General features: G+C 68.1%; 20 protein-coding genes. 17 read left to right on the forward strand and 3 right to left on the reverse strand.

Going from position 1 to position 22,187, the window contains the following annotated elements:
* Positions 1 to 19 precede the first annotated feature (19 nt).
* From DL991_RS13485 to DL991_RS13520, 8 genes are all read left to right on the forward strand, one after another.
* Positions 20 to 1,024, forward strand: a complete 1,005-nt coding sequence (locus tag DL991_RS13485) for a LacI family DNA-binding transcriptional regulator (RefSeq protein ID WP_125784517.1) — start codon at positions 20 to 22, stop codon at positions 1,022 to 1,024.
* Positions 1,025 to 1,403: 379 nt separating this feature from the next.
* Positions 1,404 to 2,783: an ABC transporter substrate-binding protein gene (locus DL991_RS13490; RefSeq protein ID WP_125784519.1), complete on the forward strand. Its 1,380-nt coding sequence runs from the start codon at positions 1,404 to 1,406 to the stop codon at positions 2,781 to 2,783.
* Positions 2,761 to 3,735 carry a carbohydrate ABC transporter permease gene (locus tag DL991_RS13495; RefSeq protein WP_125784521.1) on the forward strand — a complete coding sequence of 325 codons (975 nt, stop codon included), beginning with the start codon at positions 2,761 to 2,763 and terminating at the stop codon, positions 3,733 to 3,735. The genes DL991_RS13490 and DL991_RS13495 overlap by 23 nt, the downstream gene beginning before the upstream one ends.
* The gene (locus tag DL991_RS13500) at positions 3,732 to 4,601 is read left to right on the forward strand and encodes a carbohydrate ABC transporter permease (protein ID WP_125784523.1); all 870 of its coding nucleotides are present in this window, start codon (positions 3,732 to 3,734) and stop codon (positions 4,599 to 4,601) included. The genes DL991_RS13495 and DL991_RS13500 overlap by 4 nt, the downstream gene beginning before the upstream one ends.
* Positions 4,602 to 4,651: 50 nt before the next feature.
* On the forward strand, positions 4,652 to 6,250 hold the full coding sequence (locus tag DL991_RS13505; RefSeq protein ID WP_199753937.1) for a glycoside hydrolase family 13 protein: 1,599 nt from the start codon (positions 4,652 to 4,654) through the stop codon (positions 6,248 to 6,250).
* A gap of 348 nt (positions 6,251 to 6,598) precedes the next feature.
* Positions 6,599 to 7,945: an alpha-lytic protease prodomain-containing protein gene (locus DL991_RS13510; RefSeq protein WP_125784525.1), complete on the forward strand. Its 1,347-nt coding sequence runs from the start codon at positions 6,599 to 6,601 to the stop codon at positions 7,943 to 7,945.
* Positions 7,930 to 8,469: a sigma factor-like helix-turn-helix DNA-binding protein gene (locus tag DL991_RS13515; RefSeq protein WP_233598826.1), complete on the forward strand. Its 540-nt coding sequence runs from the start codon at positions 7,930 to 7,932 to the stop codon at positions 8,467 to 8,469. Before DL991_RS13510 ends, DL991_RS13515 begins: the two co-directional genes overlap by 16 nt.
* Positions 8,466 to 9,467 (forward strand): LysR family transcriptional regulator, encoded by a 1,002-nt coding sequence (locus DL991_RS13520; RefSeq protein ID WP_125784527.1) that lies wholly within the window; start codon positions 8,466 to 8,468, stop codon positions 9,465 to 9,467. Before DL991_RS13515 ends, DL991_RS13520 begins: the two co-directional genes overlap by 4 nt.
* Positions 9,468 to 9,473: 6 nt before the next feature.
* On the opposite strand, the gene DL991_RS13525 is transcribed toward DL991_RS13520, so the two are convergent.
* Together DL991_RS13525 and DL991_RS13530 are read right to left on the reverse strand one after the other, a co-directional pair.
* A complete protein-coding gene (locus DL991_RS13525; RefSeq protein WP_125784529.1) occupies positions 9,474 to 9,719 on the reverse strand; it encodes a hypothetical protein in 246 nt (81 codons plus the stop codon).
* Between the two features lie 913 nt (positions 9,720 to 10,632).
* Entirely contained in the window at positions 10,633 to 11,199 is a 567-nt protein-coding gene (locus DL991_RS13530; protein ID WP_125784531.1) for an ABATE domain-containing protein, read from the reverse strand.
* Positions 11,200 to 11,280: 81 nt separating this feature from the next.
* Here DL991_RS13530 and DL991_RS13535 point away from each other — a divergent pair, with 81 nt between their 5' ends.
* Complete coding sequence (locus DL991_RS13535; protein ID WP_125784533.1) at positions 11,281 to 12,444, forward strand: epoxide hydrolase family protein; 1,164 nt, start codon at positions 11,281 to 11,283, stop codon at positions 12,442 to 12,444.
* A gap of 119 nt (positions 12,445 to 12,563) precedes the next feature.
* Here the strand turns inward: DL991_RS13535 and DL991_RS13540 are convergent, their stop codons facing one another.
* The gene (locus tag DL991_RS13540; protein WP_125784535.1) at positions 12,564 to 13,571 is read right to left on the reverse strand and encodes a hydroxyacid dehydrogenase; all 1,008 of its coding nucleotides are present in this window, start codon (positions 13,569 to 13,571) and stop codon (positions 12,564 to 12,566) included.
* 182 nt (positions 13,572 to 13,753) lie between these two features.
* On the opposite strand from DL991_RS13540, the gene DL991_RS13545 reads away from it, so the two are divergent.
* From DL991_RS13545 to DL991_RS13580, 8 genes are all read left to right on the forward strand, one after another.
* The gene (locus DL991_RS13545) at positions 13,754 to 15,082 is read left to right on the forward strand and encodes a sugar ABC transporter substrate-binding protein (RefSeq protein WP_125784537.1); all 1,329 of its coding nucleotides are present in this window, start codon (positions 13,754 to 13,756) and stop codon (positions 15,080 to 15,082) included.
* On the forward strand, positions 15,079 to 16,035 hold the full coding sequence (locus tag DL991_RS13550) for a carbohydrate ABC transporter permease (protein WP_125784539.1): 957 nt from the start codon (positions 15,079 to 15,081) through the stop codon (positions 16,033 to 16,035). The genes DL991_RS13545 and DL991_RS13550 overlap by 4 nt, the downstream gene beginning before the upstream one ends.
* Positions 16,032 to 16,898, forward strand: a complete 867-nt coding sequence (locus tag DL991_RS13555; protein WP_125784541.1) for a carbohydrate ABC transporter permease — start codon at positions 16,032 to 16,034, stop codon at positions 16,896 to 16,898. Before DL991_RS13550 ends, DL991_RS13555 begins: the two co-directional genes overlap by 4 nt.
* 32 nt (positions 16,899 to 16,930) lie before the next feature.
* Positions 16,931 to 18,232 carry an alpha-L-fucosidase gene (locus DL991_RS13560; protein WP_125784543.1) on the forward strand — a complete coding sequence of 434 codons (1,302 nt, stop codon included), beginning with the start codon at positions 16,931 to 16,933 and terminating at the stop codon, positions 18,230 to 18,232.
* Positions 18,233 to 18,245: 13 nt separating this feature from the next.
* Complete coding sequence (locus DL991_RS13565) at positions 18,246 to 19,688, forward strand: polysaccharide lyase 6 family protein (RefSeq protein ID WP_125784545.1); 1,443 nt, start codon at positions 18,246 to 18,248, stop codon at positions 19,686 to 19,688.
* Between the two features lie 66 nt (positions 19,689 to 19,754).
* Positions 19,755 to 20,792, forward strand: a complete 1,038-nt coding sequence (locus DL991_RS13570; protein ID WP_125784547.1) for a LacI family DNA-binding transcriptional regulator — start codon at positions 19,755 to 19,757, stop codon at positions 20,790 to 20,792.
* Positions 20,789 to 21,550 (forward strand): sugar phosphate isomerase/epimerase, encoded by a 762-nt coding sequence (locus DL991_RS13575; protein WP_199746656.1) that lies wholly within the window; start codon positions 20,789 to 20,791, stop codon positions 21,548 to 21,550. Before DL991_RS13570 ends, DL991_RS13575 begins: the two co-directional genes overlap by 4 nt.
* Positions 21,547 to 22,179: an SGNH/GDSL hydrolase family protein gene (locus tag DL991_RS13580; RefSeq protein ID WP_125784549.1), complete on the forward strand. Its 633-nt coding sequence runs from the start codon at positions 21,547 to 21,549 to the stop codon at positions 22,177 to 22,179. Before DL991_RS13575 ends, DL991_RS13580 begins: the two co-directional genes overlap by 4 nt.
* Positions 22,180 to 22,187 lie beyond the last annotated feature (8 nt).

The following is a 22,187-nucleotide window of genomic DNA, read 5'->3' on the forward strand; positions in this document are numbered from 1 at the left end:
TTGCGGTAAAGTTTCAGCCATGACGCGTCGTCTTGCCGAAGTCGCCCGCAAGGTCGGGGTCAGTGAAGCCACGGTCAGCCGGGTACTCAACGGCCGCTCCGGGGTCTCCGCCGGCACCCGGGCCGCCGTCCTCACCGCGCTGGACGTGATGGGTTACGAACGGCCGACCCAGCTGCGCGGTGATCGCGCCCGCCTGGTCGGACTGGTCCTTCCCGAATTGCAGAATCCCATCTTCCCCGCACTGGCCGAGATCATGGGCAACGCGCTGGCCCAGCAGGGTTTCACGCCGGTGCTGTGCACCCGGACCGCGGGCGGCGTCTCCGAAGCGGAGTACGTCGAGCTGCTTCTGCAGCAGCAGGTTTCGGGTGTCGTGTTCGCAGGCGGGCTCTACGCCCAGTCCGACGCGGTGCACTCCCACTACCACCATCTCGCCGAACGCCGCCTGCCGACAGTGCTGATCAACGCCGCCGTCGAGCACCTCGGACTGCCGCAGATCTCGTGCGACGACGCGGTCGCCGTCGAGCAGGTCGTCGGGCATCTGAGTTCGCTCGGGCACGAGAAGATCGGCCTCGTCCTCGGCCCGACCGACCACGTGCCGTCCCAGCGCAAACTCGAGGCTTTCCGCGCCTACGCGGGGAAACTCGGTCTCCCCGTCCTGGACGAACTCGTCGAACACGGCATGTTCTCCATCGAAGGCGGGCACGCGGCCGCGGCCCGGCTGTACCCCCGCGGCGCGACGGCCGTGCTGTGCGCGAGCGACCTGCTTGCCCTGGGCGCGATCCGCGCGGCCCGGCGGCAGGGGCTTTCGGTCCCCGATGACATCTCGGTGGTCGGCTACGACGATTCGGCACTGATGAACTGCACCGACCCGCCGCTGACCACGACCCGCCAGCCGATCGAGGCGATGGGCCGCGCCGTGGTAGAACTGCTGGTCAAGCGCATAAACGGTGGCGAGGTCGCGGCCGAGGAGCTGCTTTTCGCACCCGAACTCGTCGTCCGGGGCTCCACCGCCCGCCGTACTTAAGTGAGGGCAGGGCGAAGGTGGCGTGGTCGCGCCGGGGTCGTGAGTGGCGATTCGGGCTAGAACACGAATCGCCACTCACGACCCCCGTGCCTGACCAGGGCCGGAGGCGTCCTTCGTCGCATCGGACGCGGCGAAGGACGCCTTCTTCTCACTAAGTCACCTCCTTGCAGGGGCCCGCGCACCTTCCCCAGTACATGAAGGCCCCCTTCCTTGCGCTAGACGCAAGGAAGGGGGCCTTCGTGTACTTGAGGCGCCCCTGCACGCGTCGGCTGTCGTAAAGTTGCAAGTTCTAATCCAGTTATTGCGTTAATCCGGGGCTTCGTTTTAGAGTGACCGCAATCACGTGACAGCCGTCGCGATCCCGAGATGAGGCTTGAAGATGAGCAGCACTTGGTCCCCCACCGTGCGCCGCCGGATGTTCTGCCTGCTCCTTGCGGGCGGACTGACTCTGGGGGTGGCCGCCTGCGGATCCGGCTCCGGTGAAACCACCGGGGCCGGGGGCAAGGTCAAGATCACCGTCACCGGCCAGCCCCCGGCCAGCCAGCCGTTCGAACGCGGCGTGTTCGACGCCGACGTCAAGGAGTTCGAGGAGACCCACCCGGACATAGACATCGAGCCGCACGAAGGGTTCATGGACCCGAAGACGTTCTCCGCCAAACTCGCCGGCGGGCAGCTCGAAGACGTCTACTACGTCTACTTCACCGATCCGGCGCAGATCATCGCGCGCCGTCAGGCCGCCGACATCACCGAAGCGGCCAAGGGCCTGAAGAACTTCGGCGACATCAAGCCGGAGTTGCTGGACAACTTCCGGGGCGCCGACGGCAAGCTCTACGGCCTGCCGACGATGAACTACAGCATGGGCCTGGTCTACAGCCGTCCGCTGTTCCGGAAGGCCGGGCTCGACCCGAACAAGCCGCCGCAGACCTGGGACGAGGTCCGCGAAGCGGCGAAGAAGATCGCCGCGCTGGGCAACGGCACCGTCGGATACGCCGACTACAGCAAGAACAACCAGGGCGGCTGGCACCTCACCGGCTGGCTCTACTCCATGGGCAGCGAGGTCGCCCGCAAGGAGGGCGACAAGTGGGTCGCCGCCTTCAACAACGACAAGGCCAAGGCCGCGCTGAACCAGCTGCGCGCCATGCGGTGGGACGACGACTCCATGGGCGCCAAGCAGTTGCTGGAAGCGCAGGACGTGCAGCGCATGATGGGCGCTGGCCAGCTCGGCATGTACATGGCCGCGCCGGACAACGTCCCGGTGCTGGTCAAGCAGTTCAACGGCAAGTACGAGGACTACGGCGTCGCCGGGATGCCGGGTGGGCAGGGCACGCTGCTCGGCGGCGAAGGCTACATGATCAACCCCAAGGCCTCGCCGGAGAAGATCAAGGCCGGCCTGGAATGGGTCCGCTGGAAGTACCTCAACCCGGATCGCTTCGAGAAGCACGTCCAGCAGTACGTCGACGGCAAGCAGCCGGTCGGGCTGCCCGCCGAGCCGACCCCGGACGTCTGGCAGGGCGCCGTCCGTGACCAGCAGCTCGCGATCAAAGCCAAGCACGCCAACGTTCCCGCCGAAAACTATCAGTCCTATGTGGACGCGAGTTCGCGGATCAAGGGCAGTATCGAGCCGCCGAACGCACAGCAGGTCTACGCCGTCCTCGACAGTGTGATGCAGGCGGTGCTCACCGATCGGAGCGCGAATATCGATCAGCAGCTGTCGTCGGCCGAGTCGAAGGTCAACAGTGTCCTCGCACAGGTCAAGTAGCGTCCTCGACTGGCCCGCGACAGCGTCGTCGCGGGCCGGTCGGCCGGTCGCGTCCGCGGCCGAACGCCGGCGGAACCGGTTGCGCCGCAAGCTGAAGGAGAACCTCACCGCGTACGGGCTGCTGTGCGCCGCGCTCGTGGTGTTCGCGCTGTTCTCCTGGTATCCGATCGTGCGCGGGGTGCTGCTGAGCTTCCAGCAGGTGGACTTCGTCAACCCGCCGACGTGGGTCGGCTTCGACAACTTCACCCGCCTGTTCGAAGATCCGCTGTTCGGCGTCGCCTGGCGCAACACGTTGCTGTTCACCGGGCTCGCGCTGGTCTTCGGTTTCGTGGTGCCGTTCCTGACCGCGGTCCTGCTCAACGAACTACGGCACGCCAAGGCGTTCTTCCGGCTCGCGGTCTATCTGCCGGTGATGCTGCCGCCGGTGGTCACCGCGCTGATGTGGAAGTGGTTCTACGACCCGGGTTCCGGACTGTTCAACTCCGCGCTCGGCGCCGTCGGCCTGCCGGGCGGCCAGTGGCTCGACTCGAGTGACACGTCGATGCTGTCGCTGGTGTTCGTCTCCACATGGGCGAACATGGGCAGCACGACGCTGATCTACCTCGCCGCGCTCGGCACGATCCCCGGCGAGCTCTACGAAGCCGCGGAGCTCGACGGCGCGGGGCTGTGGAAGCGCCTGATCCACGTCACGTTGCCGCAGACCAGGTTCGTGCTGCTGGTGCTCCTGTTGCTGCAGGTCGTCGCGACCATGCAGGTGTTCACCGAGCCGTACGTGATGACCGGCGGCGGGCCGGACGACTCCACCGTCACCGTGCTCCTCCTGCTGTACCGCTATGCCTTCGTCTACAACGACTTCGGCTCGGCCAGCGCGTTGAGCCTGTTGCTGTTCGTCGCGCTCGGGGTGTTCTCCGCGTTGTACGTGCGCCTGACCCGGAAGGCGGATCAGTCATGAGGACGCTCGTCTCCCCCAGCACGCTTCGCAGCCCCGGCGGCAAAATCGGCTACGCCGTCATCTTCGGCTGCACCCTGCTTCTGTTCGTCATCGCGTTCCTGTTCCCGCTGTACTGGGTGGTGACGGGGGCGATGAAGTCGCCACAGGAGCTGGCTCACACACCGGCGACGCTCGTCCCGACCGAGTGGCATCCGGAGACCTTCGCCGACGCGTGGGATCAGCTGAGTCTCGGCAAGTACTTCCTCAACACGGTCATCGTCGCCGGGGGCGCCTGGCTGGCCCAGCTGGCCATCGACGTCCCAGCGGCGTTCGCGTTGTCGAAGCTGCGGCCGAAATTCGGCAACGTCGTCCTGGGACTCATGCTCGCGACGTTGATGCTTCCGGCCGCGGCGCTGCTGGTGCCGACCTACGTGACGATCACCGATCTGCCGCTGCTGCACGTCAACCTGATCAACTCCCCGGCGGCGATCTGGCTGCCGGCCGCCGCGAACGCGTTCAACATCTACCTGCTGAAACGGTTCTTCGACCAGATCCCGGACGAGCTGATCGAGGCCGCACGGCTCGACGGCGCCGGGCCGGTGCGCACGCTGTGGCGCATCATCCTGCCGATCTCCCGGCCGATCCTGGCCGTGGTGTCGATCCTCGCGGTGGTGGCCGCGTGGAAGGACTTCATCTGGCCGCTGCTGGTGTTCCCGGACACCGAAAAGCAGACGCTGTCGGTGATGCTGCAACGGGTGGCCATCGACATGCCGCTGAACGTGCTCGTCGCGGGCATGGTGCTGGCCAGCCTGCCGATGGTGGCGCTGTTCCTGGCATTCCAGCGGCACATCCTCGCCGGGCTCACCGCCGGCAGCCTCAAAGGCTGAATTCTTCGCCGCATTCGGGGTATCCACGAACGACTGAGGAGGGCACTTCCGTGACCGCATTGGGGCAGACCGCCGGATGGTGGCGGAGCGCGGCGATCTACCAGGTCTACATCCGCAGTTTCGCCGACGGGAACGGCGACGGCGTCGGCGATCTCGCCGGCGTCCGCGCGCGGCTGGACTACCTGGCCGAACTGGGGATCGACGCGATCTGGTTCACCCCGTGGTATCCGTCGCCGATGGACGACGGCGGCTACGACGTCGCCGATTTCCGGGACATCGACCCGCTCTTCGGCACCCTCGCCGAAGCGGAGGACCTGATCGCCGCGGCCCACGCCAAGGGGATCCGCGTGATCATCGACATCGTGCCGAACCACTGCTCCGACGAGCATCGCTGGTTCCGGGAAGCACTCGCGGCGGAGCCGGGATCGCCCGAGCGGCAACGGTTCTGGTTCCGGCCGGGCCGCGGGCCGGACGGCGCCGAGCCGCCGAACAACTGGAAGTCGCGCTTCGGCGGTTCCGCGTGGACACGGGTGCCGGACGGCGAGTGGTACCTGCACCTGTACAGCTCGCGCCAGCCGGACTTCAACTGGGACAACCAGGACATCCGCCAGGATTTCGAGGACGTGCTGCGGTTCTGGTTCGACCGCGGCGTCGACGGCTTCCGGATCGACGTCGCCGATGGGCTGGTGAAGGACCCGCGGCTGCCCGACGTCGATCCCGGTGACGAGACGCCGTTCTCCGATCAGGAGGGGCTGCACGAGATCTACCGGTCGTGGCGCAAGATCGCCGACAGCTACCCCGGCGACCGGGTGCTGGTCGGCGAGATGTGGCTGCCTGACATGTCGCGCGCCGCGAGGTACCTCCGCCGCGACGAACTGCACGCGGCGTTCAACTTCGATTTCCTGGTGTGCCCGTGGGATTCCGCGCGGTTCCGGGACGTCGTCCAGCGGACGCTGGTGGCGCACGAGGAGGTCGACGCGCCAGCGGCCTGGGTGCTGTCGAACCACGACGTCACCCGGCATGTGACCCGGTACGGCCGCGAGGGCGACACGGGTTTCGCGTTCGCCGATCGGCTGCACGGCACGCCGGTGGACCGCGAACTCGGCACCCGCCGGGCGCGCGCGGCGGCGTTGCTGACCATGGCGCTGCCGGGCGGTCTGTACGTGTACCAGGGGGAAGAGCTCGGCCTGTGGGAGGTCGAGGACATCCCGGACGGACTCCGCCAGGATCCGGTGTGGACGCGCACGAACGGCGCCGACCCCGGCCGTGACGGATGCCGTGTCCCGATCCCCTGGTCCGGCGACGCACCGCCGTTCGGCTTCGGCACCGGCGGGACGTGGCTGCCCCAGCCGACGGAATGGCGCTCCAGCACGGCGGAGGCACAGGCCGCCGACGCCGCATCGATGCTCGGGCTCTACCGCGCCGGCCTGCGCCTGCGGGACGAACTCCCCGCGCTCGGTCCTGGCGAACTGGAGTGGCTGGACCTGGGCGAAGGCGTACTCGCGTTCACCAGGGAACCGGGGTTCACCTTCGTGCTGAACTTCTCGGGCTCGCCGGTGCCGCTGCCTTCGCATCGCGAAGTGCTCATGGCCAGCGGCCCGGTCGACGGTGAACTCCCGACGGACACCGCGGTGTGGTTGCGCACCTGATCACCGGCCCTCGCCCGTCGTGCCGGCGCACCCTCCGGCACGACGGGCACTTCCTCACACTGTGAGAAGTTCCGGTTTTCCCTTTGCCCTACCCCTCAAAAGTACGGTATTCACGACAGGGAACGCCGCGACGGATCGGATGGCGCGGCTGGACTCAGCTTCCTCCGTTAGCGGCTAAACCATTGCACCGTAACGGATTCATCGGCCGGATCACCATGGAATCCCGCCATATCACCCCGCGTTCAAGCCGGGTGATATGACCCAAATGGTATGTACCAATCGAGTGAGGCGCCTCGTACGGTCGGGGACGAATCCCCCTCCCCCGCCACTTTCGAGGAAAGCGCCGACATGAACAGAAAGATCTTAGCCGCCACTGCCGCGGCCATAACCGGGGCAGGCTTGGTCACCGCCATCGCCCTCACCCCCAGTGCGAGCGCCGGTCAGCAAGCCACCGCCGGTGACCAGGCCCAGTCCGAAATGCTGGCCGCGATGGCCCGCGACCTGAAGATCAGCCCAGAGCAGGCCAAGCTCCGGCTCGCGAGCGAACAGCGCGCCGCGGTCGCCGACAACACGCTGAAGAAGCAGCTCGGCACGTCGTACGCCGGATCGTGGCTGGACGGCACCGGGACCACGCTCACCGTGGCGGTCACCGACGCCGCACAGACCGACCTGGTGCGCGCCGCGGGCGCGACCCCGAAGACCGTCGCCCGCAGTGCCACCGATCTCGACGCCGCGAAGCTGCGGCTGGACGCCAAGTCCGGCAAGGCACCGAACACCGTGCCCGGCTGGTTCACCGACGTCACCACCAATTCGATCGTCGTGCTCGCCAACGCCGGCGGAGAGGCCGCCGCGAAGTCGTGGGCGGCCGAGTCCGGCGTGCCGTCCGACCTGGTCCGGGTCGAAGCCAGCACCGAAGACCCGCGCCCGCTGATCGACATCATCGGAGGCAACGCCTACACCTTCGGCTCGGGCCGCTGCTCCATCGGCTTCGCGGTCGAAGGCGGCTTCGTGACCGCCGGACACTGCGGCACGACCGGAACGCGCACCTCGAACCCGAGCGGAAGCGTCGCGGGTTCCAGCTTCCCCGGCAATGACTACGCCTGGGTCCGCGCCGACGCCGGCAACACCCCGCGCCCGCTGGTGAACCGCTACCCGGGCACCGTGCCGGTCGCCGGTTCGACCGAGGCCCCGGTCAACTCCTCGGTGTGCCGCTCCGGCTCCACCACCGGCTGGCACTGCGGCACCATCCTGCAGAAGAACACCTCGGTCACCTACCCCGAGGGCACCATCACCGGCCTGACCCGGACGAACGCCTGTGCCGAGCCCGGTGACTCCGGCGGTTCGTGGATCACCGGCGACCAGGCGCAGGGCGTCACCTCCGGTGGCTCCGGAAACTGCACCTCCGGCGGCACGATCTACTTCCAGCCGGTCACGGAGATCCTGAGCGTCTACAACCTGCGCTTGACGGTCAGCGGGAACCCGCCGTCCAGCACCACCACGACGCCGACCAGGACCACCACCCCGACCAGCCCGACGACCTCGAACCCGCCGGGCGGCACCTGGGCGCCGAACACCTACTACGGCTCCGGCGCGACCGCCAGCTACGGCGGCAGCAACTACCGGGTGATCCAGCCGCACACCTCCCAGCCTGGCTGGGAGCCGCCCAACGTGCCCGCGCTTTGGGAACTCGCCTGACCTGGACCGCCCCCGGCGAACTCACCTCGCCGGGGGCGGCTCCTTCCCCTGACGACGGCGCGGAGGCGGCGGATCTCGAATCCCTCGTCCCCCGCGCCCGCCGCGGTGACCCCGCGGCGACCAACGAGTTGATGAGCATCGTCCAGCCGGTGGTCGCGAACTACTGCCGGCTCCGGCCGGACGGAACCGACGTGCGGGTGATGGCCGCCCGGAAGGTCGCTGCCGCCTTCCGATGGCGAGCACGGGACCGATCGGAGCCCAGGTCCGATCCGCCCGATCGCGCGACGCCCGAGCCCAACGAACCCGAGCGGCAGGCCCTCGCCGCCGACGGCCACGACCGGTTGACGCGGCTGATGAGCACCCTGCCCGGTATCCAGCAGGAGATCCTCCGGTTGCGGATCACCGTCGGCATGACCGCGCCCGAGGCAGGCGCGATCCTGCGGGTGAGCCCCGGCCTGGTCCGGGTCGCCCAGCACCGCGCACTGCACGAACTCCGCACGATCATCGACGAGGACGACCTGTGATCAGCCCCCTGATCGGTCCCGGGGACGGCCATTCCTGGCCCGCGGAGATCGATGTCCGGCATCTGCGCCTTCTCGACGCGATCGCGTCGGCGGGCAGTCTCGCGAAGGCCGCGACCGCGCTCGGGCTCTCGCAGCCGGCGTTGAGCGCGCAACTGCACCGGGTCGAGCGGGCCCTGGAGCGGACGGTGTTCGAACGCGACCGGCACGGCATCCACCCCACCGCGCTGGGCGAAGTGCTCCTGAAGCACGCGAAACGGGTCTTGGCCGCGGCGGACGACCTCGAACTGGCGATCCGCCGGTTCCACCGCGCACCGCCCGAAGGCCTGCTCCGGATCGGCGCGTTCCCGACCGTCTTCGCCGAGATGCTGAGTGGCGTGGTCGCCGCGGCCGCGCCCGGCCGTCCGGTCGAACTGCTCACGATGACCGGCAGGACCGCGTTGTTCGCCGCGCTTTTCGACAGCACGGTGGAACTGGCGCTGTACGTGGATCACCCCGGCCAGGAGATCGTCCCGCCGGACGGCGTCCACCTGCTTCCCGTCGGAACGGAGCCGGTGTTCGTGATCGTGTCCCCGGACCATTCCGTCGCCGGACGCGGCGAGGTGTCCTTGGCGGAACTCGCCGGGTCGGCCTGGCTGACCGCGGCGGGCGCGGACGACGGGTTCCGCGACCACCTGACCGATCAGTGCACCCGCGCCGGCCTCGGTGAGATCACCGTGCGGGAAGTGGAACCGACGGCGCTGTGGCAGGCCGTCCGGAACGATCCCCGCGCGGTGGCGCCGGTCCAGTCCCTCGATTCCGGTACCACGATGCCCGGCCCGGTGGTGGCCCTGCGCGGTGTTCCGCTGAGGACAAGGCATCTCCTGCTGTGGCGCGAAGGCTCACCCATCGACGTCACCACCGTCCGAAGTGGATTGCTGCACGCGATCGCCGAACCCGCCGCGATCCGCCACCGTCTTCCCGAGTGGGCGGCGGCGAACCCCGGCTGGCTCGGCACCTGATCCGGCTCAGCGTTGGATGCAGTCGAGGCCGAGACCGAACGCCGTGAGCACATACTGGCAGATGTGCGTCGCGTGTTCTTCGTCGGTTTCCAGGCAACCCACCGGGACGCCCAGCAGGTCGACGGCGCACGACGCGTAGAACTGGTTCGGGTTGCCGGGCACCGGGTCCGCGATGGCTGGCGAGGCGGTGACGGCTCCCGCGGAGACCAAGAACGTGACTGCGGCCGCCAGGGCGGCGATACGTGACTTCATCGTTCTCTCCTTTTCTCCTCGATGCCCGCGTATTCCCCGGATCCGGCCGGTTCACCGGGTTGTCACCGGAAAGTGTCACGGTGACGTGTCGTCCAGGGGTGGCGGCTGTCCGGTGGCGGCCGCCGCACGAGACCCTCGATCAGAAGGTGGTCAACTTCGCCAGTTCTGTCCACAGTGGACACAGTGAGGCTCTGGGGGTTCCTTTTGGGCTCGGCACGGGTGGTTTCATGCCGGAATACCAGAACTGGGTGATCTCGCCTGGGCCGAGGTATGCGCCTGCGGTGCGGAACCGGTGACTGCTTTGCGCTGAGGTGTCGCTGTTTCGCGGCGATGGGTCTGGGCCGCTGCCGTCCCCGCTTATCGCCGTTTCGCGGCAACAGAGCTGCCTCACACCGCCGCCGCTGCTCTGGTCTGTCGCCGTTCTGCGGCAACGGGTCGGAGCGGCAATGCCACCAGGCCGGCCACAGTTCTCCGCCCGACCCCATCGCCGCGAAACGGCAAGGGCCCGGGCGCTCATGTCGCCGGTCCGGCCTTGCACCTCCGCGATGCCCGGCCTGTTGCCGTTTCGCGGCAACGGCGGGTGACCGGGTCACGAAGCCGATAGCCCACTATTGCCGTTCAGCGGCGATCAGCCGAGGTGGCCGGGCTCGATGCCGATGCCGCTCGTCGCCGTTTCGCGGCAACAGAGCAGCCAGTCACATCACAAAGCCGGCCTCACACCGCCGCCCGAACCGATTGCCGTTACCCGGCAACGAACTGGAACAGCACCGACCTCGCACGGCCGCCGCTCTTGCCTGTCGCCGTTCTTCGGCAACGGCCCGGGCGCTCACGTCACCAGCCCGACCTCACACCGCCACCCGGCCCCGTCGCCATTCCCCGGCAACAGACCCAGCCTCGCCACCCACCGATACGCTCACAGAGAGCTCTTCCGCTGGCTGGCATTGAACCGCGCCTTCTTCTGACGGTTCCCGCATGTGTTCATGTCGCACCATTTGCGGGTGCGGCTTTGGCTGGTGTCGAAGAAGGCGGCTTGACAGGTCGGCGATGCGCACAGGGCCAGTTTTCCGTCGCGTTCGCCTGCGATGATGCTGATCGCGTCGGCGGCGATCACGCTGAGGGCGTCTTCCACGCGGGATGCCGAACCGAGCTGCCATCGCCGCTTGCCTTCGGGCGTCAGGACAGCCGCGGCGCGGCCCTGAGTGCTGTGGTCGTTGATGACCTGGACAGCCGAAGCGGGAAGCGCGTCCTGGAGCGCGCCCGCGGTCGCTGCGGCGTGAATCGACTCCCTCAGTTCTCGAGCGAGTTCGAGCTGGGCGTCGGTGCACGAGTCCACGGCGAGGCCGTTCACCGCCAGCCAGTCGACGAGTCGGTGCGGCGTGGGAATGCGCTCCACGGCGTCACCGCGGCGCTCCGTCAGAGTCGCGGTGAAGCTGGTCGCGAGCACGTTGCCGAGGCGGAAGTCAGGGAACCCAGCAGGCATGGAACCACCTTAGCCGGTTGCACCCAGACCGGAAGAGCTGCTAGAACCGTCTTAGCCGGTTCCACGATGACAGGAGGTCCCATGCCCCGTCCGACCAGCGACGTACAACCATTCGAAGCCCGCGCGTCTGACGCCGAACTCGACGATCTGCGCGCGCGATTGGCCGCGGCGCGGCTACCGGAGCCCGAGACGGTCGATCGCCGATGGGGGCAGGGCGTTCCGCTCGCCGACCTCGTCGATGTCGTGGACTACTGGCGCACCGAATACGACTGGCGATCTTTCGAGAAGCACCTCGACCGGATCGGTCAGTTCCGCACGACCGTCGACGGCCTGGGTATCCACTTCCTGCACCGCCGGTCCGCCCGCGCGGACGCCGTTCCCCTGGTCTTGACGCACGGCTGGCCGGGCAGCATCGCCGAATTCGTCGATGTGGTGGATGAACTGGCGAACCCCGAGAACCCGGACGCGCCGGCGTTCCACGTCGTGGTGCCCTCGCTACCCGGCTTCGGTTACAGCGACAAGCCGGCCACCACCGGATGGGGCACCGAGAAGATCGCGGCCGCTTGGGTGGAGCTGATGGGCAGGCTCGGCTACGACAGGTTCACCGCCCACGGCGGCGACTGGGGCGGCAATATCACCACGGTTCTCGGCGGCCGTTTCCCGGCGCACGTCCTCGGCATCCACACGACGTTCGCGGAGGGGCCGCCCGGGCTGACCACGGACGGGCTGACGGCGATCGAGCGCGAGTGGACCGAGGAAACCCACGATTTCTGGCATCACCGCGCGGCGTACGCGAAGCAGCAGGCGACCAGGCCGCAGACCATCGGTTACTCGCTCGTCGACTCACCGGTCGGGCTTCTCGCCTGGATCCTCGACAAGTTCGCCGAGTGGTCCGACACCGAGGACAGCCCGTTCGAGACGATCTCCCGGGACCGTGTCCTCGACGACGTCACCCTGTATTGGCTGACCCGGACCGGCGCATCGTCGGCCCGCATCTACTACGAAAGCCACAACTCGCTCGATCCCGATCTCCGGGTCGACGTCCCGTCGGCGATCACCGTCTATCCCCGCGACATCGAGAAGTATCCGCGCCCCTGGGCGCAGGAGCGGTACCGCCAGATCGTCCGATGGAGGTCACCCGAAACCGGGGGCCATTTCCCGTCGCTGGAGGTGCCCGGGTACTTCGTCAAAGATCTGCAGGAGGGCCTCACGGCCGTGTTGACCGCCAGTCGGCACGCGGTATAGGGCGTTATACGACCTGACGCGACCTCACGCCGAGCCGCGCCCTTCTCCGCGGGAGCGCTGTCGCCGTGTCCTGGCAGGTCGACGGCCAGAACGCGGACCGATCTCTCGAACTGCGAGCATCACGCCCGCAAATGCGCCCGGTCCGGTGCGACGGCGTGCTGAAGCGGCTCCCTGAGCACGAACCGCCGAAGCTCCCGCGTGACGAGTTCGCCCATCCGGGCGCGTTCGGCGCCCAGCGCGCCGGCCAGATGGGGGGTGAGCACCACGTTCGGCAGCGTGTACAGCGGCGAGTCCGGCTCGGGCGGTTCGGGCCAGGTGACGTCGAGGATCGCCGTGAGGTCCGGGCGCTCGCGCAGCACCGGGATCACCGACGGTTCGTCGACGACGGCGCCGCGGGCGGTGTTGATCAGGGTCGCGCCGATGCCCATCCTGGCCACCAGCTCCCCGTTCACCAGTCCTTCGGTCTCCGGAAGCAGCGGCGCGTGCAGGCTGACCACGGGGCAGGTGGCGAACAGTTCGTCCAGACCCACCAGCCGCACGCCGAGTCCGGCGGCGGTCGCCGGGTCGACGACGGGGTCGCTCGCGAGCACGTCCACGTCGAAACCGCGCAAATGCGACGCGACGAGAGCACCGATCTCGCCGAGGCCCAGGAGGCCGACCCTGGACCGGTAGGTACCGGCGACCCTCGGGTCGGGCGGATAGGCCCGCCGCTCCCGGATCTCGCGGGAGATCCGGTGTACCTGCTTGAGTCCTAAGAGGACTTGGGCCAGGGTGAACTCGGCGACCGGGACGGCGTTCGCGGCCGCGGCGGACACGATCGGCAGCTCGCGCGCCCAGAACTCGGGGGTGGTCAGCGGCCGGACCGATCCGGCGGCGACGAGTACCGCGCGCAGGTCCGGCGCGTGTCCCAAGAGGACGGAGTCCAGCACCGGGGCACCCCAGCCGGACAACAGGATTTCGACGCCTTCCAGTGCCGCCGGATCCTCCGCCAGCCGCTCGCGGGTGAGCGGCTCACGCAGGTCCACCAGCGTGCCGATCTCCTTCAGCACCGCCTCGGGGTAAACGTCGTCGCGGCGGCGTTCCTCCATCACGAGAAGTGCCGTCGGCCGGTGTTGCAGCTCGGTCATCCCTACCTCCGTCGGCGACCATACATCGGATGCTTTCCCCGGTCCACGCGCGGCAAGGCCCACGCAGGGGCAAACCCTGCCGATTGAAATTCGTAATCATCGGACCATTGACCTCAGGTCGGGAAAGCGCTTACCGTCCCCTGCGGAGTAGACAGCGTGGTCCACAGTGAACAGGAGATGCGATGCGGAAATCGCGGTGGATCGGCGTGGGACTCACTGTCTCAGCGCTGGTCCTTTCGGGCTGCTCGGCAGGCCCCGCCGGAACGAACGTCGCGCAGGACACCAAGGCGCCCTTGGAACTGTGGACCCGGACGACTCCCGGCGGCGCCGGCGAGCAGGCCACCAAACGGCTCGCGGAAGCCTTCGAGAAGGCCACCGGGTTCAAGGTGCAGGTCACCGCGATCTTCGACGACTTCGAGACGAAGCTGGCCCAGCGCGCCGCCCAGCGCGACCTGCCGGACATCGTGATGAACGACGTCACGCAGGTCGGCACGCTGAAGAGCCAGGGTCTCGTGCGCGAGATCGAACAGGGCAAGATCAAGCACGCCGCCGAGCTGACCGAGCAGGCGTTGAAGTCCAACCAGACCCCGGACGGCAAGCTGTACGGCCTGCCCTACAGCGCGCAGGCTTCGGCGCTGCTGATCCGCAAGGACTGGCGCGAGAAGCTCGGCAAGAGCGTGCCGCAGAGCTGGCCGGAGCTCGTCGACCTCGCCAAGGCGTTCACCACCGGTGACCCCGACGGCAACGGCAAGAACGACACCGCGGGCCTCAACGCGACGCTGTCGACCAAGCGGGGCTACGCCTCCTGGTACTTCTCCAACTTCCTGTGGGCCGCGGGCGGCGACTTCATCACCGAGGCCGGGGGCGGCAAGTACAAGCCGTCGATGAGCACGCCCGAATCCGTCACCGCGGTGCAGTGGTTCCGCGACCTCGGCTGCAAGGACAACGTGATCCAGCCCGGTTCGGTCACCATGCCGACCCCGGCGACCAACGAGACCTTCGAAGCGGGCAAGGCCGGGATGTACGTCGTCGGCCCGTATCTGCTGCCGCGTTTCGACAAGGCGCTCGGCAAGGACAAGTACGAGGTCGTCCCGATGCCGAAGGGCGCCAAGAACGCCGACGTGCTCGCCGAGGGCCTGTCGATCTACATGATGGCGGGCTCGCCGAACCAGGCCGGGCAGGACGCCTTCGGTGACTTCGCGATCTCGGCCGACGGCCAGAAGATCGGCATGGAGGGCGATTCTGCCTTCATCGTGCAGCTCCCGGTGAACAAGAACATCGACATCAGCCAGGTCCGGCCCGACCCGCGTTGGAAGACCTACGCCGAGATCTATGCCAAGTCCGGCCACTACGCGCCGTCCATCCCGAACTGGACGCCCGTCCGCCAGGACACCGCCGACACGGTCAGCGCGCTCATCGCCGACTGCAAGCTCGACACCAAGGCGGAACTGGCGAAACTCGACACCAAGCTCACCGCGACCTTGCAGCAACAGGGGATCAGCGCGTCATGACCGTAGATCACGCCAAGCCGGCGGCCGTCGGCGCGGACCGTCCCGCTGCCAAGCGGGCGCCCGCGCCGAAGGCCCGCAGGCGCAGCGACCGCGACGGGAAGTGGTGGACGCCGTGGCTGTTCCTGGCCCCCGCCCTGATCCTGTTCGTGTACTTCAAGTTCATCCCGATGATCACCGCGGTGACGATGTCCTTCCAGGATGTCCAGCCGTACCTCGGCAACCAGTGGGTCGGCGGGCAGAACTACAGCACCGTCCTCGGTGACGAGGCGTTCCACTCCGCCATCTGGCACACCGTGGTCATCGCGGTCGGGCAGACGGTCGGGTCGATGGTCATCGGCCTCGCGCTCGCCCTGCTCATGGAGGGCCAGAGCAAACGGCTGAAGTTCCTGCGGTCGGCGGCGTTCCTGCCGGTGGTCGTGCCGATCGCGGTGGTCGCCGAACTCTGGCGGATCATGTACCACCCGACCGAGGACGGGATGCTGAACTCCATCCTCGGCATGGTCGGGCTTGGCCCGTCGGGCTTCATCAACGATCCCGACACGTCGATGATCTCGGTCATCGTCACCGGCATCTGGCGCGGCGCGCCGTACGACATGATGATCTTCCTCGCCGGACTGGCCGGAATCGACAGGGGCCTCTACGAAGCGGCCACTGTGGACGGTGCCTCCCGCTGGCGCAAGATCCTCCACGTGACGCTGCCGGGCCTGCGGTCGGTGTTCTCGATCCTGTTCGTGCTCGCGGCGATCCGCGGCCTGCGGGTGTTCACCGAGGTGTTCCTGCTGACCAACGGCGGGCCGAACGGCTCGACGGAAGTCGCGATGACCCTGATCTACAAACTCGGCCTGGAACAGAACCGGCTGGGCGTCGGCGCGGCGGGTGCGGTCCTGCTGTTCCTCGCGACGCTCGTGCTCACGCTGTTCGTCCAGGTGCTCCGACGGAGGCGAGACGCATGACCGCGGCCAACGATTCGGCACTCGGCCTCGACGCCGTCAAATCGCCGGGCGGACGGATCCTGAAGTTCGTCCTGTACACCCTGCTGCTCCTGGTGTTCGCCGGGCCGTTGCTGGCGCTGCTGGTCAGCGCGTTCAACAACGTCTCCGATCCGACTGCGCTGAGCGTCGTCCCGTCGAGCCCGACCCTGGACAACTTCGGCATCGCGTTCGACCTCGGCGTCGGGATGTACCTGCTCAACTCGTTCCTGGTGGTCGGCTTCGGCCTGCTGCTGCAGGTCATCGTCTCGGTGCTGGCCGGTTACGCGCTGGCGCGCAAGAAGTTCCGGTTCATGACCTTCGTGCTGGTCGCGATCCTGGCGACGCTGATGCTGCCGGAGGAGATCCTCGCGATCCCGCTGTCGTTGATCCTCTCGGATCTGCCGCTGGTGCACTTCAACCTGATCGGCAGCCTCGCCGGGATGATCGTGCCGCTGGGCGCGTGGGCCTTCTCGATCCTGGTGATGACCGAGTTCATGAAGGACGTCCCCCGCGAACTCGAGGAGGCCGCGCGGATCGACGGCGCCGGCGATCTGCGGATCTTCGCGCAGATCATCCTCCCGATGTGCAAGCCCGCGCTCGGCGTGATCGGTGTCTTCGGCTTCACGATGATCTGGGACCAGTACCTGCTGCCCCTGCTCGTGTCGACCGACGCCTCGACCTACACCCTGCCGCTGGCCCTGCGGACACTGCGGATCGACACGAACGTCACGCCGGGCGTGATCATGGCGGCGTCGCTGCTGGCGCTGCTCCCCTCGGTCGCCGCGTTCCTGTTCTTCCAGCGTTCGTTCGTCCGCGGCCTCGCCTCGGGCGCACTCAAGGGCTGACTCACCAAAGACAATCAAGGAGCGATCCTGAAGTGAGTTCCACCGCCTGGTTCACCCACGACCGGTTCGGGATGTTCGTCCACTGGGGACTGTATTCGCTGGCCGCCCGGCACGAATGGGTGCAGAACCGCGAAAAGCTGACCGACGAGCAGTACCGGGTCTACTTCGACCATTTCGAGCCGGACAAGTACGACCCGCGGTCCTGGGCACGGGCCGCGAAGGCCGCGGGCATGACCTACGTCGTACTGACCACCAAGCACCACGACGGTTTCTGCCTGTGGGACAGCGATCTCACCGACTTCAAGGTGACGAACACGCCCTACGGCAAGGATCTGCTCGGCCCGTTCGTCGATGCCTGCCGCGAAGAAGGCTTGAAGGTCGGCTTCTACCACTCGCTGATCGACTGGCATCACCCCGCTTTCCCCGTCGACGGCACCCATCCCCGCCGTGACGACGCCGAGTACATCGCGGCCCACCAGTACGCGGACATCGCCGAGTACCAGCTCTACCTGCACGGTCAGGTCCGTGAGCTGCTCACCCGCTTCGGCACGATCGACTACCTGTTCTTCGACTTCTCGTACCAGGGCCGCAAGGAATGGTGGGGCGGCAAGGGACCGGACGACTGGGACTCCCCCGGCCTGCTCGCGCTGGTCCGCGAACTCCAGCCTGGCATCCTGGTCAACGACCGCGCCGGGATCCCCGGCGACTTCATCACCCCGGAGCAGTACCAGCCGTCCGGCCCGATGACCCGCGACGGCGTCCCCGTGGTGTGGGAGGCGTGCCAGACGCTGAACGGCAGCTGGGGTTACGACCGCGACAACCTCGACTACAAGAGCCCGGAACTGCTGATCCGGATGCTGGTCGACGGCGTGTCCAAGGACGGCAACCTGCTGCTCAACGTCGGGCCGAACGGCCGGGGCGAGATCGACCCGCGGGCGCTCGAGGTGCTCGCCGAACTCGGCCGCTGGATGGACCGGCACGAACGCGCCATCCGCGGCTGCGGTCCCGCCGGGTTCACCGCCCCCGCGGACGGCCGCTACACCCAGCGCGGAGACCGGCTGTACCTGCATCTCTTCAGCTGGCCGATGAACCACGTGCACCTGCCAGGGCTCGCCGGGCGCGTGCGCTACGCCCAGCTGCTCGACGACGCCTCGGAAATCCGGCAGGTGCACACGGAGCCCGGGCAGACCGCGCAGAACACCCAGATGGGCGGGCAGCCGGAAGGCACGCTCACCCTCAAGCTCCCCATCCGGAAACCGGACACCCCGGTCCCGGTGATCGAACTGTTCCTCAGCGAACAAAGCCCCGCCGCCGAAACCCTCCCCACCGATTGAGCACGGAGGCATCATGGATCGCAGAAGGTTCCTCAGCGGCGCCACCCTCGGCGCCGCGCTGATCACCGTCCCCTGGGTCACCGCGGGCACGGCGTCGGCCAAACCGCAGGGGCTGTGCGCGCTGAACGTCAGTTCGCTGACCGAACTGCAGAACGCGATCAACAAGGCAGGCCCCGGTGCCGTCATCACCGTGAACAACGGCACGTACACCGTGCCCACGGGCAAGCCGATCAGCATCAAGGGCAGGCGCGGCACGAAGGACCAGCCGATCACCATCGTCGCCCAGTCCCGCGGCGGGGTGACGCTCAACGGTGAGCAGAGCTTCGTCTTCGACGACTCCACCGGCGTCACGATCAGCGGGTTCAAGTTCCGCCAGAGCACCACGCTGGAGATCCCGGCGAACTGCTCGCGGATCCGGCTGACCCGCAACGATCTCCAGTTCGCCGACCTCCCCGACCTGCACTGGGTGATGGTCCGCGCCGACAACAGCAAGATCGACCGCAACCACTTCCACCACAAGACGACACTCGGCGTCATGCTCTGCATCGAGGGTGCGGACGAGGACAAGATGGCGGCGGACGTCGAAGTCTTCCGGAACTACTTCTCCGACCACACCTTCCCCGGTGACAACGGCGGCGAGCCGATCCGGCTCGGCGTCAGCCCCCGCGCGCTCACCACCGCCGGCGCCAAGATCGAGTTCAACCTGTTCGAACGCGCGAACGGCGACCCGGAGGCGATCTCGGTCAAGTCGTCGGGCAACTTCATCCGCAACAACACCATCCGGAACAGCAAGGGCGGCATCGTGCTCCGCCACGGAAACAAGACCCTCGTCGAATCCAACTTCATCCTCGGCGGCAAGGAAGGCATCCGGATCTACGGCAACGACCACAAGATCCTCAACAACTACGTCGCCGGAGTGTCCGGCAGCGCGCTGGTCGTCGGCAGCGGCAGCGTCCGCGACCACTTCCCTGGTGAGTCAAAGGAATCACGGCGCGGCAACGACGCGGCGGACCGCGTGCTCATCGCGCACAACACGCTGCTGAACAACAGCGGCACACTCGCCGGCGAGACCAAACGGACGATCGAACCGCGCGACTGCACGATTTCGGACAATCTCTTCGTCGGCAGCAACGGTGACCTGGTCGCGATGAGCACCACGGGCAACTTCACGTGGTCGGGCAACATCCTGTGGGGCTCGGGCGGGAACGGCAACATCCCGGCCGGCACCTTCCGCCGGGTCGACCCGAAGCTCGTGCAGGGCAGCGACGGTGTCTCGCGGCTCGCCGCGGGCAGCCCCGCGATCGACGCGGCGACCCTGTCGACCGCGCCGGTCACGCTGGACATCGACGGGCAGGCTCGCGGCAGTTTGCGTGACGTCGGTGCCGACGAGTACTCGACGGCCGCCATCGCCAACCGGCCGCTCACCACCGCGGACGTCGGCCCCGGCGCTCCGTAGCGAACCGGGCTCACGCCGGCGTCAGCCCACGCCGGCGTGAGCCCACCGCACGATCGAGGAGGAACCATGCCGCAGCGCGCCGCGGGTTCGGCTACCCTGGCCGATGTCGCCCGTGAGGCGGGCGTGTCGCTCGCGACGGCGTCGAGGGCGCTCAACGGCGGCACCAGACAGGTCAGCGGAACGCTGCGCGAATCGGTACTGCGGGCCGCGGAACGGTTGCAGTACACGGCGAATGTGCCCGCGCAGGCGATGGCCCGCGGCCGCGGCAACGTCGTCGGGCTGCTGGTGCACGACATCGTCGACCCGTACTTCTCCTCGATCGCGTCCGGGGTGATGCGCGTGGCGGCGCGGCACGGGCTGACCGTCACCATCGCGAGCACGGAAAACCATCCGGAGAAGGAACTCGAGTACGTCACCACGTTGCGCGGGCAACGGGCGCGAGCGGTCATCCTGGCCGGGTCGCGTAACGAAGACAGTGCCCTGCAACGGAATCTGACCAAGGAACTCAAGGCGTTCGAGGCCGCCGACGGTCAAGTCGTCGTGATCGGCCAGCGGAAACTGCCGTTCGACACCGTCATGCTGGAGAACCGGGCCGGGGCGGCGGATCTGGCGGACAACCTCGCCGCGCTCGGGCATCGGGACTTCCTCGTGCTCGCCGGGCCGCCCGGCCTGCTGACGTCGCGGGATCGCGTACTCGGCTTCCGTGACGGACTCGCCCGGCACGGCGTCCCCCTGCCCGAGAACCACGTGCTGCGCGCGGAATTCACCCGCGACGGCGGCTACGCGGCGATGGTGCGTGCGATCGAGAACGGCTTCCGCGGCTGTGTTTTCGCGGTCAACGACGTGATGGCCGTCGGTGCGATGGCCGCCTGCCGCGACCGCGGGCTGCTGGTCCCCGCGCAGATCGCGATCGCCGGCTTCGACGACATTATTACCTTGCGCGACATAAGGCCTTCGCTGTCGACTGTGCGGGTGCCGATCGAGCGTATGGGCGAACAGGCGCTCGATTTCATCCTCGACGACCGCGCGGCCGGTCCTCGTGTCAAGCCGATCACCGGTGAGGTCGTGCTGCGCGAAAGCACTCAACCGTTGGAGGGAAAATGATCCGCCCGGGACTGTGTTCGGTGACGCTGCGGCGGCTGGACGCCGACGAGGTCGCGCGCCGTGCCGAGAAAGCGGGGCTGCGGGTGATCGAGTGGGGCGCCGACGTCCACGTGCGCCCTGACGACGACTGGGCGGCCGAGCGCGCGTTCGAAGCCATGGCACGGCACGGGCTGACCTGCGACTCCTACGGTTCCTACTTCCGCGCCACCCCGGCCGAAGCCGGGAAGTTCGGCGAGATCGCCGCCACCGCGGTCCGGCTCGGCGCCTCGCGGATCCGCGTGTGGGCCGGCAAAGCGGGCTCCGAGGACGTCGACCCCGACGAACGCGCGCAGGTCGTCACCGGTCTCCGCGAGGCCGCCGACGTCGCGAACGACCACGGTCTGGAGGTCGCGCTGGAATTCCACGGCGGGACACTGACCGACACCGCGGAATCGACCGTCCGGCTGCTCGAAGAGGTCGGCCGCGACAATCTCGGCACCTACTGGCAACCGCCGCAGGACCTGCCGGACGACCAGGCGCTGGCGGGACTGGAACTGGTGCTCGACCACGTGCGCGCGGTGCACGTCTTCTCGTGGTGGCCCAGCAACGAGCGGCATCCGCTGACCTTCCGGGCGGACCTGTGGACGAGGGCGTTCGGCCTGCTCGCGAAGACCGGGCGGCAGCTCGACGCGCTGCTGGAATTCGTCCCGGACAACGATCCGGACCTGATCCCCGGTGAGGCCGACTCGCTGCGGAAGCTGATCGAGGCGGCCGCGTGAGGTTCACCGAAGCCGACAGGTTGCTCTTCGCCGGCGACTCCATCACCGACTCCAGCCGCGATCGCACCGATCCGGCGTCGCTGGGCAAGGGTTATGTCCGGCAGATCGCGGATCTCCTCGGTGACGGGCCGGAAGTGATCAACCGGGGCATCAACGGCAACCGGATCTACGACCTCGAAGCCCGCTGGACCACCGACGTCCTCGCGGCGCGTCCGACGGTGCTGACGGTGAAGATCGGCATCAACGACACCTGGCGGACCTTCGACCGCGGCCTGCCGAGCCCGATCGACAAGTTCCGCGCCGCCTACACCCGGCTGCTGGCCGACGCTCGGCAGCACCTGCCTGCCGAGTTGTACGTGATCACGCCGTTCCTGCTACCGGTGGAGCCGGAGCAACATGACTGGGTGGCCGATCTGGCACCTCGGATCGAAGTCGCGCTGGAAGTGGCCACCGAATTCGGCGCGCGGCTGATCCGCGCGGATCTGTTCATGCCGCGCGCGGCGGCCGAACACGGGGCGGCGACACTGGCCCCGGACGGCGTCCACCCCAGCCCGCTCGGCCACCGCCTGCTCGCCGAGGCCTGGCTCGCGACGGCCGGTTCGCCGGTCGAGGAGGCCAAGCTTTCTTAACGGATACA

Source organism: Amycolatopsis sp. WAC 01375 (assembly GCF_003947325.1).
Lineage (GTDB): Bacteria > Actinomycetota > Actinomycetes > Mycobacteriales > Pseudonocardiaceae > Amycolatopsis.